Below are 15,687 nucleotides of genomic sequence, written 5' to 3' on the forward strand. Positions count from 1 at the left end.
CATCCAACGCCGCAGCCGTCGCAACCGCCAGGGCAGCGCCAAGGGTCCAAGCCACCGCATCCAAGCAAGGTCAGCGGGTTCCACCCGGCGAATCACACCCTGTGGAATCGGATAGAAATCCCAGCTGATGGGCTTGCGCGTAAGCAGCAGAGGGTCCCACCCGGCCTCCTGCAACCAAGTCGCGAGCCGCAGCGTGACCCGCTCGGCCCCACCCAGCTTGAGGCTGTCGATGTACAGCGCCACCTTGCGTCGGCTGCCCCCCCCCTTCACGACCATGGTGGGCCTTCAGGGGGCCTGGACCAGAACGGTTCGAACAATTGCTGGGCACGCGCCACGGCCCGGGGCCGGCGCTGCTGATCGTCCCAATCGCGCTCACTCTTGATCACCAGCACCAGCAACCTCTCCAAAGCTTCGCAAGCGGAGGGATCCCATCCCGACTGGAGACTGGCTGCGATGGACCGCACCGCCTCAAGCATCAGGCTGGCAAAGCGACGGTGATCCTCCTGGGCCGCCTGATCATCAAAACAAGCTTGATGGATGTGCCGGTGCTGAGCCGCCATCGCCTCGGAGACCTCAGCGAGCAACGTGGGATCCCTGCGATCCACGGCCTCGAGGGCCGCAAGACTCAGCACCCGCAAGCTGTTACGCGTCAGCCGATACGACGTATTGGCATCGATGGCCGCAGGATCCAACCGCTGCATCAATCGAAGGCCCGCTCGACCCACGTCCCGCAGGGCGACCGCATCGCCAAGGGCCAACTGCAACCGCAGCAGGGTGGCGTAGCAGGACACCAACATTTTGAGGCGATTCCGACGGTTATCCCGCAGGCAAATCAGCGTGTCCGGATCGGCCTCCAACCGATCGGCCAAGGCCTCCACCCCCCGCTGAGCACGGCGCATCAGCAGCACATCCCCAAGGTCGGCACTGCGGTGGGCAAACACAATTCGGCAATAGCCGGTGAAATGGTCGGGAAGGATCGTGCTGCCCGCGAACACGTCAAACATCTCCAAGGCTTGACGCCGGTCCTGCGGCCGGGAGCCCCGCCGGAACAACAGACGCTTGATGCCGTCAACCCGTCCGTGCACCTGCCAAAGCTGCTCCAGCACCGCAAGCGCCTGGGGGTAGGCACCGTCCTGGACCAGCAGAAACACCAGGCGAGTCTGAAGATCAGCAGGGAGCCAACCGCGGGTCTGCGCCTGAGCCAGCAGCGAGGTGATGGCGGTTCTGCAGCCGAGATCCACCAGACGATCGACCAGCCATCCCACCAGCCTCACCGGCGGTGAGACCAACCAGGCCAAGGCACGATCCAACCAGGTTCGATGCCGACGTGCCCGCTGGGGATTGCCCTGTTCGGCTTCAGCCAAGACCCCGACACGCCGCAGCAGCGCCAGCATCGAACGGGTTCGACTGGCGTAGGTGTGCTCCTGGGCCCGCGCCAGGCGCTGCGCCAACGCCGGTCCGTGGCCCTGGAGGGCCTGGTCGATCGCCGCAGCAAAGTCTTCCGCATTGGGGTCACACAACCAGGCCACGTCGCCATGGCTTTTCAGGGCCGGGATCGCCGTTCCCACCACCGGCAGCCCCGCCGCCAGGTACTCGAAGAACTTCATCGGGAACATGTGGCGCGTATAGCCGTTGTGCTGGAGGGGCAGCAGGGCCAGATCGGCATGGGCCGCCCAGGCCGGAAGATCTCGGTAGGGCTGGGATCCGAGCAGATGAACGTTGGAGCAGGCCTGCAACGCAGCCACATCCGTGCTGGGGTCCGCTTCACCCACCGGGCCAACCAGCACGAACGACCATTCGGGGTGCGACATGGCCAGCGTCTGCAACAACGCCAGATCCAGTTTGTAAGCGTCAATCGCCCCGGTGAACAGCAACCGCGGACGCGGATACGCCTCCAACGACGCCGGACAGGGCAGTGGCGGCTGGCTCAGGGCCCGGTTGAAGTGCTGAAAATCAGCGACGTTGCCGTGGAAATAGGTGTGATGGTTCCAGCGACGGTGGCTGGCCTGAAGATCGGGTGAGGTGGTGAACACCACCTGAACGGCAGCGCACAGCTCCTGCTCCCAGGCATCAATCCGTTCCGAGGGCATGCCGGGTTGATCCTGAATGCGATCAACGCAGTGATAGACAGCGACCTGATCGCGACTCAGTTCGAGGTAGAGGGCTGTCAGCGGGTTGTAGGTCCAGAGAATCCAGTGTTTGAAGTCGAGCCACCAGGCCATCCACTCGAGACCGCTGCGCAACAGGCGTCGATTCAGCGCTAACGACCAGCCGGACTGTCCTCCTGGCCAGACCGGTGGCGACCAAACCCACACACGGGGAGCGACCTGACGGGGCAGCCGAACCATGCGGCGCAGCCGACGCAAGATCCGACGTGCATCACGGCCACCGACCCGCGGAGCACGCAGGCCAATGGATTCCACATAAAGAACACGATGGCCTTCCTGGGCCAACGCAAGCGCTGTGTGCTGCTTGTTGGTCCAAAGCGGATGATCCCAGTCAGCCGTGGACAGAATGATGACGTCGGCCATGGTCGACCTCAGCGGCCTTCGCCCAGCAGATTCATCTCCCGGAACGAGGGAGACATGGCGCAGAGCTGATCAAAATCACCGGCGGCCACAACCCGGCCGTCACGAATTTCCAGGATGCGATCGCACTTCTTCACCGTGGTCAATCGGTGTGCGATCACAATCGTGGTGCAACGGCGGCCCACGAGATCAAGGGCCTGCATCAAGTCGTATTCGGTTTTGTTATCGAGGGCACTCGTCGCCTCGTCCAGAACAAGGATTCGCGCGCCGCGATAAAACGCGCGGGCCAAGGAAAGGCGTTGACGCTGACCCCCCGATAGTTTGATGCCGTTCTCACCGATCATGGTGTAAAGCCCATAGGGCATCTGTGCGACAACGTCATCAAACTGTGCGGTCTCAAGAGCTGCCCAAACATCGCTGTCGTCGACGTCATCCTGTTCAGCACCGAAGGCCACGTTGTCGCGGATGCTTCCATCCAGAAGGCGAATGTCCTGGGGAACAAGTGCACAATTGGCTTGCCAGGCAGGCATGTCGAGATCACTGACTGGAATGCCATCCAGCACCAACTGCCCCGAGGTGGGCTGAAGCAAACCCAACAGGAGATGGGCAATCGTGGTTTTACCGCTCCCCGTCCTGCCCACGAGTGCCACCCGGGAGCCAACAGGGATCGAAATATTCACCGAATCAACAACATTTTGCTCGGTTCGCTGGTAGGCAAAGCTCACATCACTGAGCTGAATCAGCCGCCTTGGCATCAGGCCCTCCGGCGTTGACACCCCCTCAGAAGCCAGCGTCAGCCGCTCCGGCTTGAGCTCTAGCAGATCCAAAGCATCTTTAATTTCAGGCAAGCCACCACGCAATCGATTCAGGCTGCGGAAGGTGTTTTGCAATGGAGCAGAGATTTTCAGAAGCGTGAACAAAATGGCGAAGAGATCGGGTATCGCATTGCGGACATCTTCAGGACTCCCACTCAGCACAGCAGGGGCCAAGCCGATCAAAAACAGAATCGATATCCCCGCGGGCTCAATCAAAAACCGGGGCACATCGGGAAGCAGACGCGTCAGCCTGTCGTAGCGCTTTGCGATTACCCCATCACTGGAAAAACGCGAAACAAAATATCGATCAGCGGAATACAGATGAACATCACGAATGGAACGCAATGACTCCATCAACAAAAGATTAATGCGACGCCCATAACGCACACGTTGCTTCGTCGCCAGACGCAAATATGGCGTGATCAGAATCGAAGCCAACGCATAGGCGAACAGCATCAAGACAAAGATCATCATGGCCCGCCAACCGAGCACAAACACCACACCGATCAACAGCGAAGACACCGACAAGGCATTGCCGGCAATCGCAATCAATGGACTGACAACCTTGGTGGAAACACTGTTCAGAATGCGATTGAACTTTTCCGAGAGATTGGCGGTGCGGTTCTGGATGAAAAACTCATAACGCTGCTGCAACACATTTCGGTACACCTGGTTGACCAGGTCATTCCAGATCTCCGCACTCAACAGGCTCTGCATCAGAGCCACCAAAAAACGCACGGCTGATGTCAGCCAGAACGAGCCAATCAAGAGCGCCAGCAACCAGCCGGTCTGATCCAGAAATCCACCACCAAACACCAACACGCCCGGCAGGCGGTCTTCCAACTTGGCCCCAGAGAACAAACCTACAAAACGCGCCAGAAAGGCAATCAGCAGGATGTCCAGCACCCCCTGGAGGAATGACGCCACCAAAACAACGGCGATCAGACGCTTCCGCCGCTGGGGAAGTTTGCTGAGTAAGGCGGAAAGATCTCTCCAGGTCTGGCTCTGCACCTTCATTCGCGGTAACCGGCGGTTCATGTTCCCGAGGTCAGAACCAGCGAGTGATTCGTTGGCCCGACCTTAGGAGTCCGGTTTCCTGAGCATTGACAAGGCAGGCCAGCCGGGCAACCGTTCGACCACACCTGAAACACGCCGCAACCGCTGGCGAAGCCGCAGCCTCCAGGTGGGCGCCGAGATCAGCGCAGGGCCGTCCGAACGCTGCAACCCGTCCAAGGCCTGAAGCGCATGGATCCAACGCCGTTGCAAGGCCGCTTCGCCGCTGTCGTCCAACAGCTGATCAAGACGCGAGGGCATGGCACGCCAGGCCAACGGATCAGCCACAGCCTGCTGAATCCTGGTGATGTCCCAATCCAGGTGACCACAACCGATCTGATGCACCATTACCCCGGGATCGCAATGGTCAGCCAGGGCGTGATTCAGGCTGGTGAACACCACACAACCGCAGGCCATCGCCTCCAGAGGAGGCAGGCCAAAACCTTCACTGACGCCCCGCCCCCTCCAATACTCAGCCGAGTCGTACAGAACAACCTTGGCTTGGTTGAAGAGATCCACCAGATCGTCCACCCAGCCGCTCTGGACCTCCACGGCCAAACCGCAGCGACGCAAAGCAGGGACCAACTGGGTCAGGACATAGTCACTGCTTTTGCGCGCCTGAACCAGAACATCGATCGGACGCAAGCCGGCACCCTGACGGTCACCGCGCTCAATCCACTGGGGCTCCAGCGCATTGGGCACCAAAAACAGGGGATTGCGCGGGGCGCGATCTCCCCAGTAGCCGAGTGTGTTGCGGCTGACGGCCAACACCGGCAGGCCAGGAGGCAAGGAAAAGCCATACCCACTGCTGTGGGCGTGGTACGCCACACGATGCCCCGCAAGACGTCGGATCAACTTCGGTACATCAAAGCCCCAGCTGACGATCCAAAGCACCTCGGAACGGACGGGCTCTCGCTGCAGGAGATCCTCAAAAAAAGGATGCTCAGCACTGCGCTCCCGGTAGGTGACGATCTCGGTTGGACAGCAACCACGGACCAGGCCGGCGGTCTGCAGCTCAACACTGAGCCCACCACAACGAAAGCGACGGCTGGTCCCAGGGACCAGAAAACGAATCAGTTGGGTGGGCACCGGCGAAAACTCAGGCGGCGGCGGCTTCGGTGCTGCCAGCCCGCTGACGGCGGGTCAAGAAACCGAACAGCACCTTGCCGATGGCAGCCACCAGATTGCCTTCCAATTCCTTGAACATGTTCATGTTCAGGTGGAACGCATGGTTGGCTTCCTCAACAATGCGATCGGCCGTGGCCTGATCGATCGGCAGCTGATCCATCGCAGCGCGGTAGTTGGTCTTGAAGGCCTTCTCGTCGTCGATCTCATCGAAAACATAGAAACGAAGGCCGTCGTCACCATCCATATTCATCGCCTTCTGGGCGATGTTCTTGAGAATCTGGCCGCCGGAAAGGTCACCCAGGTAACGGGTGTAGTGGTGTCCAACCAGAAGCTCAGGCGACTCCTTGGCCACGGTGTGGATGCGTTCGACGTAAGCCGCCGCCGATGGAGATGGCTGAATCTGCTCTTTCCAACCAGCACCGAAGTAGTAGGTGAGGTCCTGCTCGAGGGATTCGCGACGGTTGAGCTCTTTCTTGCCAATCGGCCCAACGATCGGATGGTCACCCAGCTTGTCGATCTCCTCTTCCATCGCCTCGTAGACGAAATAAAGATCAGCCACGAGCTTGCGGTAGCTGGCTTTATCAACCACACCCTTGAGGAAGCAGCTCACGAAACCGGTGTTCTCGGCCATCGTGTGCGACTTCTTGGTGCCTTCACGGATCTGGGCAGCCAGTGCGACGGACATAAGTGCTTGGGATTGGACCGATAGAGGGACCCTATAAGCAGTCAACGGAAGGGTGGCCCAGAGCGTTGCGAAGGGTTACGGGACGATGTCGGCCCCCGAACCTGACGCCTGGAACAGATCGAACAAGTCGCGGCAGATCTGCTTCAGCTGTTGTGCCTGCTCGGGTTGAGGCAGATGGGATCCAACCGGCTGCCAGTCACCAACGGTGGCCAATCGCCAACGTTCACCGTCGTAGGTCATGCCGCGCATCAACACACCAAGCAGTTGAAGGGATTCGGCCTGATCGGGGCAGAACCGGAGCTGCATCAACAGGCTGCGGCACTCCAAACGAGGACTCCACCCCGGGAAGTGAAAGGACAAATCCAGGGATTCCGGTTCAGACCATTCGCGGGTGTGGGCATCGTCCCGCCAAGGCTTGAGGTTGGGACGCGCCGCAGGGAAGTACCGGCGCACCAGGGTCACCGTGGAGGCCAAGGCCTGAACCTGCGCCACGCTTTGGACGGACTCTCCAGCGTTCAAGCTGCCAACCCCCATGGACTCCTCCCATTGTTGGGGGGTTGTCGATGGGACGCCGTTACGGTTGCACCAGGTTCACGGAACCATGACACGCCCGCTGCACATCGGCCTGCTCAGCGCGATGCCGGAGGAGATCGGCTCCGACCTCACCCATCTGGAGGCTGTGGACCAGCACAGCCACGGTGATTTCACCCTGCACCGCTGTCGCTGGCACGGTCCAGAACGCTCCGAGCCGATCCAGCTCAGCCTCGCCTGGAGTGGCTGGGGGAAAGTCTGCGCTGCCCGGGCGGCCACGCGCTTACTGGCCTCGGCATCGGCAGATGCACCGCTGGATCTCCTGCTGTTCACCGGGGTGGCGGGGGCCGCCGATCCGGCCTTAAAGCAGTGGGATGTGGTGCTCGCCTCCGGCGTCATCCAGCACGACATGGACGCCAGCCCCCTGTTCCCACGCTTCACCCTGCCGCCGCTCAACAGGGATCGGCTCCAGCCCGAGGCCAGCTGGCTGAGCTGGGCACGCCAGGCCCTGGAGGACGCCCATCGGGACGGCAGCCTGACCGGCTTCGGCGCCCCACGCCCGGGATTGATCGGCACCGGTGATCAATTCATCAGCAGTGCAACGGTGCTGGACCAGCTCCGCAGGGATCTCCCCGACCTTCAGGCGGTGGAAATGGAAGGCGCGGCAGTGGCGCAAGTGGCTGAACAGGAAGGCATTCCCTGGTTGGTGCTGCGGGTGATCTCCGACAGCGCCGATGGCGAAGCCGCCGACAGTTTCACCGACTTTGTGCGGCGCTATGACCACAACGCCTGGAGGCTGGTGGAAGCCCTACTGAAGCGTCAGGGCACAGCACCCCGTCGATGAACACGCCGAGAACGACCACCCTTCAACGGCTGAACCGACTGGTCCGCTACGGCATGGTCGGCGTTGCAGCGGCCGCCATCCATTACGGCGTCCTGCGGGGCCTTGGGCTGATCCTGGTCGAATGGCTGGCCAACCCAATCGCCTTTCTTGCTGCGTCGGTGGCCGGCTTTCTTGGCCATGCCCTGCTGACCTTTCGGGAGGAAACCGGCGGACAACGCTTTGCCCGGCGTTGGTTGCTGCTGCAGTACGCCGTGAATCTGAGCGTCTGCGGCGTGCTCCCCGTCCTGCTGCCCGCCGCGCTGGGACAAAACGCTCGCGACCTGGTGCTGGTGTTCACGCCAACGGTTCTCAACGCCCTGATCTGGAGCCGGGCCGCACGCTTCACAGCCCGACGACGAACGCAGAGCCAACAGACCCCATTGCGCCATGCCGATGATCTCGGCCTGGCGGCGGGCGTTGACGCCGCCATCCTCGAACTGGCCCGCTCTGGCCATCTGGATGGCGCCAGCCTTCTGGTGGACGGCCCAACGGCGCCGGAGGCAGCCCAAGCCTGGGTCGGCCTGGGCCGCCCCCGCTCCCTCTGTCTTCACCTTTGCCTCACCGAAGGACCGGACCGCTCCGCCGGCCCAAACCTGCCCGCCAGCTTCGGGCAGCTGCTGCTGGCCTCCGTGCTGCCGCAACGGCGAGCGCTGATCCGTCCACAGCTGGAACACAGCCTGCGCCGCCAGGTCGGGCGCTACCGGGAGCTCACCGGTGAAACGCGAATCCGCCTCGACGGACATCAACACATTCACTTGGTGCCCGTGGTGCTCGACACCGTGCTGAACCTGGCCGAAGAACTTCAGATCGACTGGATCCGCACCACGGCAGAACCGCTGCCAACGGAGCTGCACTGGACCGCCTGGGCGTCAACCGTGTGCCATGGAGGCCTGTTGAAATGGCTGGTTCTGCAGGTGCTGTCAGCACAGGCAGAACCCAAATTGCTGGCCCACGGCATCGGCACCAACGGGGCCTTTGCCGGGGTGCTGTTCACCGGTCGCATGGCCGGTTCAGCCATGACACGGTCCCTGGCAGCGCTCGCCTCCACCGGCCGACGGCGGGGGCTGGGCCCAGCTCTCCTCCTGGCGCATCCCGCCGGGGAAGGCAGTGCCAAAGCACTGGCGCAGAGGGGATTTGCGCTGTCAGCTCACTTTTTCGCATCGCCATGGCGCCAGGAGGAATGGAAGGCCCTCAGGGCTCATGCACCGCACGAATGAAGTAGTGCGGTCGCCGTTTGACGTCGATGTAGATGCGGCCGATGTATTCGCCAAGCACCCCCAGACCGATCAGCTGAATGCCACCGAGAAACAGAATCGCCACGATCAATGAGGCGTAACCGGGAAGATCCACCCCAGAAATCACCGTGCGCAGAACAATCAACGCTGCGTAGAGAAAGCTCAGCAACGAGATCAACACGCCAATCACCCCCCAGACCTTGAGGGGCTTGACCGTGAAGGAAAAGATGCCATCGAGGGCATAGCGCCAGAGCTTGTAGGAACTCCAGGAGGTCTGCCCCCCGGACCGTGCCACCCGGCTGTAGGGGATTTCGATACTGCGGTAGCCCGTCCAGGGCATCAATCCCTTGGAGAAGCGGGTGGCTTCGCGCATCTGCGTCACCGCCTCCACCACAGGGGCGGACAACAGCCGGAAATCACCCGCCCCCTCCTGGAGCTGAATCGAATCCACCAGGCGGTTGAACACCCGATAGAACCAGGACGCCGTGGCCACCTTCATCCGCGACTCTTCATCGCGGTCATCACGGACGGCCGTCACCACCTCGGCACCATCCCGCCAGGCCTGCACCATCGCTGGAATCCGCTCGGGTGGATGCTGCAGGTCGGAATCGATCAACACGGCTGCGGAACAGTGGCCATTGGCATGGTCCAGGCCCGCGAGCATGGCCGCTTCTTTGCCGAAGTTGCGGGTCAGTTCCAGCAGGGTGACCGCCTCCGAGGGGTTGGCTTGCTGCCAGCGGCGGATCACTGACACCGTTGCATCAGCAGAGCCATCGTCGATCAACAACAGACGATCGACCTCGGGCAACGCCATGACCTGCTCGATGAAGCGGGTGATCACCGTTTCCTCGTTGAAGCAGGCCGCCACCACCCAGACCGCATCGCTCGCCATCGAAGCCCGTCCGTTATCGCCTGAACCGTAGGGCTCCCCCCTCAGTCATAGGCTCCCCCTGCTGACGCCCGACCAACCGCCATGGCCCAGTTCGAGAAGCTCACCGCACCCACACAGGGCACCCCGATCCGCTTCGAGAACGGTCAACCGGTCGTGGCCGACAACCCGATCATTCCCTTCATCCGCGGCGACGGCACCGGAGTGGACATCTGGCCGGCCACCCAGAAGGTGCTGGATGCGGCCGTGGCCAAGGCCTATGGGGGCAAGAAAACCATTGAATGGTTCAAGGTCTACGCCGGCGATGAAGCCTGCGATCTGTACGGCACTTATCAGTACCTGCCGGACGACACCCTCGAAGCCATCCGCACCTACGGGGTTGCAATCAAAGGTCCACTCACCACCCCGGTCGGTGGAGGCATCCGCTCCCTGAATGTGGCCCTGCGTCAGATCTTTGATCTGTACTCCTGCGTCCGTCCCTGCCGGTATTACGAAGGGACCCCCAGCCCCCACAAGCGTCCCCAGGATCTGGACGTGATCGTCTATCGGGAGAACACCGAAGACATCTACATGGGTGTGGAGTGGGAAGCCGACGATGCCGTCGGCCAGGAGCTGCGCAAACACCTCAATGAGGTGGTGATTCCGGCGAACGGCAAACTCGGAAAGCGCCAAATCCCCGAAGGATCTGGCATCGGCATCAAGCCGGTGAGCAAGCACGGCAGCCAGCGCCACATCCGCAAGGCGATCCAGCACGCCCTGCGGCTGGAGGGCGACAAACGCCACGTGACCCTGGTGCACAAGGGCAACATCATGAAGTTCACGGAAGGAGCCTTCCGTGACTGGGGCTATGAGCTGGCCACCACTGAATTTCGCGACGTCTGCATCACCGAACGGGAAAGCTGGATCCTCGGCAACCTCGACCAGGACTCGACGCTGAGCGTCCAGGCCAATGCCCGCATGATCGAGCCCGGCTACGACAGCCTCACCCCCGAGAAAAAGGCCGACATCGACGCAGAAGTGCAGGCGGTGATCGACGCCATTGGCGCGAGCCACGGCAGCGGCAAGTGGAAGCAGATGGTGCTGGTCGACGACCGCATCGCCGACAGCATCTTCCAGCAGATCCAAACCCGGCCTCAGGAGTATTCGATCCTGGCCACCCTCAACCTCAACGGCGATTACATCTCCGACGCCGCCGCGGCCATGGTGGGCGGCCTGGGCATGGCCCCCGGCGCCAACATCGGTGAAACCGCAGCCATCTTCGAAGCCACCCACGGCACCGCCCCCAAACACGCTGGCCTCGACCGGATCAACCCAGGCTCGGTGATCCTCAGCGGCGTGATGATGCTGGAATTCCTCGGCTGGCAAGAGGCTGCTGATCTGGTGACCAAGGGCCTCAGTGCCGCCATCGCCGACAGGCAGGTCACCTACGACTTGGCACGCCTGATGGAACCCCAGGTGGATCCGGTGAGCTGCAGCGGCTTCGCGGAAGCGATCATCCAGCGGTTCTAGTTAGCAACAACAAAGCCCCCTCTTCAGAGGGGGCTGACTGAACCGTCAAGAGCGATCAGAGGAAGTCGTTCATCTCGAACATGAACAGCTGACCACCTGCATCGCCGTTGATGTCCTCGACCTGACCACCGGACTCACCGCGATACTGCACCACACCGATGTAGGTGTGGTCGCGGAGATCGAACAGATCGGCCACATCTTGCATCCCAGAGCCGGCCAGCTCCTGCTTGGAGTAAAAGCTGCCGTCAGCTTTTTTGGCGAAGAGTCCTGTGACATCCCAACTTCCGGAAAACTCAGCACCATTGGGCTCGCTGGCAGCACCCTTGAGTGCAGCTGCTTTTCCTGCCCGGGGATTGAGAGAACCACCAGCTGCAGCAAGGAAATAACCGGTGGTCTCGTCACGTAACTGCATGTCCGCCGTGATGGGCAAGGCGTACTTGCGCTCGCCGTAATCGTTGCCGGAATCCTCATCCAAAATCAGGACATCACCGTCTTTGCCTTTCGTCCAATACAGGCCGTCCGGTGACACAAGCTTGTTCACCCCGGCTTCCACATGGGTGGCATGCGTGAGGGTGCCATCGGGATTGGCCTCTCCCTTGTGGGCCAGACCTTCAGCGCCAACATCGAGCGTGAGAGAACCATCCACAGCCGGAATGGTGACCACGGACTTGTAGTTGATGAAGTCAGGCAAGAGGTTGCCGTCCTGGTCTGGGTTGTTCTGCAGCTGCTGGGTGAGATTCGTCAAATCGAAGCCGAGGAGGGCACCCTCGTCGGTCATGTTCTGGAAGAAACGAGCCTTGCCGGAAGGATCCACGGCGTTGTGCTCAGCTTTGGTGTCTCCGTTGAAGAAGGTGTAGCGCTTGGGCTGCTGCTCCGGACGCTCCCAAAGACGCATCTCGGTGTTACCGACAGCGGTGGGTTCATCCCAACCACCCCACTGGAAGCTGGTGGGATAAAAGCGGCCCTTGAACGAATCACCGGCCTTGGCATGGCCGGTGAGATAGGTATCCATCACCTTGTCGTCGAAACGCCCGTTGCCGTCTTCATCGGCGACGATGCCGAGCTTGGCGAAATGCTTGTTCTTAAGGGTCTGGCCATACAGCTGACCCCAGAGCATGCCGTTGCGGCCGAGGAACTGATCGCGCTCGCTGTGCTCGGCGGTGATCTTGTTGCCCTCAGCGTCATAGCCCTTGCGGCCCACATAGATCTTGAGGGGGGCGGGCTCGAGACCGTGGTTGTACCCGGAGGTCACCATCACCACGTAATCGCTCTCACCCGTGTTCAGAGGAGCGATTTTTTCGTAACCGGTCTGGCCCAGTGCCGGTACGGAATAGGCGGTTTCGTTCGCGACATCCACTGCCATGGCAGCCAAGCCCATGGTCTCGTTCCCCACGGCAGAGCCTGCGGCACCGGGAGCGAACACGTCTTCACCGATATCCCATTCCTCGGCCATCAGCCAGATGTCATCGTCGAAGCCCTGCCCTTCACCGTGGCGGTTGGCGGGCTCATACCAGGAACCGCAGAAGGAGTGGAAGTAGAAATCCGTCTCAGAGAGCGGCGTTTCGAATTCAACAATGTGACCAGAGGGCAAAGTCTGATTGCCCCACTTCGCAGCCAGGTCAGAAGGATCCGTGTTCTTCGGGGTCACTTCCTCGCCGAAAAGATTGAAGACGCGGTTGAACAGAAAACCGCTGCCTTCGACGATGTCACTGGCTGGAGAATTGTTATTAAGGAAGTCCGCAAAACCAGCGCGGTCGTAATCAATGGTGTGAATCTTCGAACCGGAGAAGGTGACCCCGGTCTTCATTGTCTGGGGATAGGTCTCCGGCGCAGGAGTACGGCCATAGATATGGGCGTAGGACTCCGACTGATAGGCAACGCGAACGCTGGCATCGTCCAGCAGCCAAGCCGCATTGCCATCGGGATAACCCGTGAGACCAAGGCCTGACGCAGCATCAACCTCGCCCACTGTCGCCAGGGTCTTGAACTGCGAATAGGGGAAGTTGATGTTGCCGCTTTCTCCGTCCTGCTGCCAAATTTCTTTCACCGGAGATCCCGCCTCGGGGATGAGAGCCGTTGTTTGTCCAATCGTGATTGTCTTGGCCATTTGCAAAAAAGAAACAAGCAAAAAGCCAGCGTCCAGTTACGGACAATGCGCCGACTCGACACTATTTTTTTGAAGTTTTGCTCGCTCAGCAGCCAGCCAAATCACGCCCCAACGCAGCGCGGTTGACGGGCCGTGGTGATTTCAAACACGCAGGCAGTGCCAACGGCAGAATGCAGGTTGATCGTTGCGGACATGACGACCCAACTCCCCGGTCTTCCGCCCGGTGCCGCTGACCCCTGCGTGCATTGCGGGTTCTGTCTGCCCACCTGTGCGAGCTATCGGGTGCTGGCCAGCGAAATGGATTCACCTCGCGGCCGCATCCATGCCCTGCGGGCGATTGAAGCCGGGGAGCTCGAGCTGGATGCCACCGCCGCCAGTCATTTCGACACCTGCCTGGGCTGCTACGCCTGCGTCACCGCCTGCCCATCCGGCGTCCGCTACGACCAGCTGATCGAAGCCACCCGGCCGAAGCTCAATCAGGCCGAGCTGCGCAGCAGCTGGCAGATCAGTTTCCGTCAGCTGCTGCTGCAGGTGCTGCCCTACCCCCGCCGGCTCAGGGCTCTGCTGCAACCGCTACGTGCCTATGCCGGGACGCCCCTGCAACAACTGGCCCGTCGTTCAGGACTCACGCGCCTGTTCGGGCCGGGCATCGAGGCGATGGAGCAACTGTTGCCCGCCCTTGCCCCTGACAACTTCCGCGACGATCTACCCCAGATCAACCCTGCGACCGGCCCTCGCCGCGGCCGTGTTGCGCTGCTGCTGGGCTGCGTCCAGCGCTGTTTCGATCCATCGGTCAGCACGGCCACCGTCAAAGTGCTGCAGGCCAATGGCTTCGAGGTGGTGATTCCACCCGACCAAGGCTGCTGCGGGGCCGTGAGTCATCACCAGGGAGAACTCGAACTGACGCGCCGGCTGGCGGCCGACCTGGTGCGCAGCATGAACGCCATCGACGGGGATCTCGACGCGGTGCTGGTGGCCGCCTCAGGTTGCGGCCATACGATGAAGGCCTACGGCGAGATTGTGCACGACGGGGCGCAGTTCCGCGCTCCGGTGCAGGACGTTCAGGAGTTTCTCGCCGCCCAGGGGCTCAGCGACGGCTTTCGAAGCCGGCTCCAATCACTGCCCAACTCGGTGATCGCCATGCATGACGCCTGTCACATGATTCACGGGCAAGGCATTCAGCAGCAGCCGCGACAGCTTCTTGCTGCGATTCCCGATCTTGTACTTCGGGAAGCGACGGAAGCTGGGGTCTGTTGCGGCAGCGCTGGCATCTACAACCTGGTTCAGCCTGTCGAAGCAGCCGAGCTGGGGCGGATCAAGGCCGATGACCTCAACCGAACCGGGGCGAACGTCGTGGCCAGCGCCAACATCGGCTGCACTCTGCAGTTGCGACGACATCTTGGAGAAGGCGTACGGGTCCTACATCCGATGGAGCTACTCGCAGCTTCAGCAAACCTGCAGTGAATTCGCACGAAATAATGACAAATAAATTATCAAGCAATCATCACCTAAATCACCTCATTCATCACATGAAAGACACTGGTGTTGTCAACATACTGGCCATCCCATCCGTAATCACTTCCCCAAAGTTTTCCAGCCCGACGATCTGTTAGCGCAAACTCATAAAAAAGTTCAGATCCTGGCCCAATCGCCCAAAGAGGCACAAGTTCATTGGTGTGATTACCAGAGGCAAACTGGTGTGCAGGTATTTTCCCTTTACCACGGTCCTTCACTGGTCTGAAACGGTTGAACTCATCCTCAGCGGGATCAAATCGATTCGAAATCAGCTCATCAATGGAAACGCCTTGCTCACCAGCTGCAATAATTTCATCATTTTTAGCACTAGCACCAACGCCCATCTTTACAGGGCCATTGGAATACGTTTTTTTACCCCAGATACCGCCACAATCATGATCAGAGGTCACAATTAAGAGGGTTTCATTCCAACTTGAATTACTCTCAACCCACTGCACAACATCATTAACAGCCCGATTAAATTCAACCTGCTCTTCGACATATCGCCCAATATTATTAGCGTGGCCCATCCAGTCGACCGCACCACCCTCGACCATCGCAAAAAAGCCATTTGCGTTCTGATTGAGCACATTGAGCGCGCCAGTACTCATTGTTCCCAAATCGGGAACATCTTCATTCCTCGAGACGCCAGAAGGAGTATCGCCTGCACCCAAAACATCGCGATCACGACGCGCCTGCAACGTCTGATAAACCCTTGGGAACCCAATAATGCGTTCTGAAGGAAGCTTTCCCGCAGCCAAAGCCTCAAAACCTTCGAGGGAATCAACAAAGGAGACTTGGGTTTCTCC

Annotated in this window: 12 protein-coding genes and 1 pseudogene; 4 read left to right on the plus strand and 9 right to left on the minus strand. The window is 60.6% G+C overall.

Annotated features, from left to right (window positions below; genetic code table 11):
- The 6 genes and pseudogenes from ACGVKB_RS08605 to ACGVKB_RS08630 form a co-directional block, all read right to left on the minus strand.
- Positions 1-276: pseudogene (locus tag ACGVKB_RS08605) on the minus strand (glycosyl transferase); the annotation flags it as partial.
- Positions 267-2,531: a glycosyltransferase gene (locus ACGVKB_RS08610; RefSeq protein WP_392351120.1), complete on the minus strand. Its 2,265-nt coding sequence runs from the start codon at positions 2,529-2,531 to the stop codon at positions 267-269. The pseudogene ACGVKB_RS08605 and the gene ACGVKB_RS08610, both read right to left, overlap by 10 nt.
- Positions 2,532-2,539: 8 nt before the next feature.
- Positions 2,540-4,360, minus strand: a complete 1,821-nt coding sequence (locus ACGVKB_RS08615; protein ID WP_392351122.1) for an ABC transporter ATP-binding protein — start codon at positions 4,358-4,360, stop codon at positions 2,540-2,542.
- Between the two features lie 63 nt (positions 4,361-4,423).
- On the minus strand, positions 4,424-5,485 hold the full coding sequence (locus ACGVKB_RS08620) for a glycosyltransferase (protein ID WP_392351124.1): 1,062 nt from the start codon (positions 5,483-5,485) through the stop codon (positions 4,424-4,426).
- A 10-nt stretch (positions 5,486-5,495) separates the two neighbouring features.
- Positions 5,496-6,209: a heme oxygenase (biliverdin-producing) gene (locus ACGVKB_RS08625; protein WP_392351126.1), complete on the minus strand. Its 714-nt coding sequence runs from the start codon at positions 6,207-6,209 to the stop codon at positions 5,496-5,498.
- A gap of 75 nt (positions 6,210-6,284) precedes the next feature.
- A complete protein-coding gene (locus ACGVKB_RS08630) occupies positions 6,285-6,743 on the minus strand; it encodes a hypothetical protein (RefSeq protein WP_392351128.1) in 459 nt (152 codons plus the stop codon).
- A 67-nt stretch (positions 6,744-6,810) separates the two neighbouring features.
- Between ACGVKB_RS08630 and ACGVKB_RS08635 the strand changes: the two genes are divergently transcribed.
- Complete coding sequence (locus ACGVKB_RS08635) at positions 6,811-7,584, plus strand: 5'-methylthioadenosine/adenosylhomocysteine nucleosidase (RefSeq protein ID WP_392351130.1); 774 nt, start codon at positions 6,811-6,813, stop codon at positions 7,582-7,584.
- On the plus strand, positions 7,581-8,840 hold the full coding sequence (locus ACGVKB_RS08640; RefSeq protein WP_392351132.1) for a ChbG/HpnK family deacetylase: 1,260 nt from the start codon (positions 7,581-7,583) through the stop codon (positions 8,838-8,840). Before ACGVKB_RS08635 ends, ACGVKB_RS08640 begins: the two co-directional genes overlap by 4 nt.
- On the opposite strand, the gene ACGVKB_RS08645 is transcribed toward ACGVKB_RS08640, so the two are convergent.
- Entirely contained in the window at positions 8,815-9,750 is a 936-nt protein-coding gene (locus tag ACGVKB_RS08645) for a glycosyltransferase family 2 protein (RefSeq protein ID WP_392351134.1), read from the minus strand. The two genes, ACGVKB_RS08640 and ACGVKB_RS08645, sit on opposite strands and share 26 nt — an antisense overlap.
- An 81-nt stretch (positions 9,751-9,831) precedes the next feature.
- Here ACGVKB_RS08645 and ACGVKB_RS08650 point away from each other — a divergent pair, with 81 nt between their 5' ends.
- A complete protein-coding gene (locus ACGVKB_RS08650) occupies positions 9,832-11,256 on the plus strand; it encodes an NADP-dependent isocitrate dehydrogenase (RefSeq protein ID WP_392351136.1) in 1,425 nt (474 codons plus the stop codon).
- Between the two features lie 55 nt (positions 11,257-11,311).
- On the opposite strand, the gene ACGVKB_RS08655 is transcribed toward ACGVKB_RS08650, so the two are convergent.
- The gene (locus ACGVKB_RS08655) at positions 11,312-13,363 is read right to left on the minus strand and encodes a calcium-binding protein (RefSeq protein ID WP_392351138.1); all 2,052 of its coding nucleotides are present in this window, start codon (positions 13,361-13,363) and stop codon (positions 11,312-11,314) included.
- A gap of 192 nt (positions 13,364-13,555) precedes the next feature.
- On the opposite strand from ACGVKB_RS08655, the gene ACGVKB_RS08660 reads away from it, so the two are divergent.
- Positions 13,556-14,827 carry a (Fe-S)-binding protein gene (locus tag ACGVKB_RS08660; RefSeq protein WP_392351140.1) on the plus strand — a complete coding sequence of 424 codons (1,272 nt, stop codon included), beginning with the start codon at positions 13,556-13,558 and terminating at the stop codon, positions 14,825-14,827.
- A 44-nt stretch (positions 14,828-14,871) separates the two neighbouring features.
- Here ACGVKB_RS08660 and ACGVKB_RS08665 read toward each other — a convergent pair.
- Positions 14,872-15,687 (minus strand): alkaline phosphatase (locus tag ACGVKB_RS08665; RefSeq protein WP_392351142.1); only part of this gene is annotated, 816 nt, incomplete at its 5' end.

The sequence above is a fragment of the Parasynechococcus sp. genome, assembly GCF_042954325.1.
GTDB lineage: Bacteria > Cyanobacteriota > Cyanobacteriia > PCC-6307 > Cyanobiaceae > Parasynechococcus.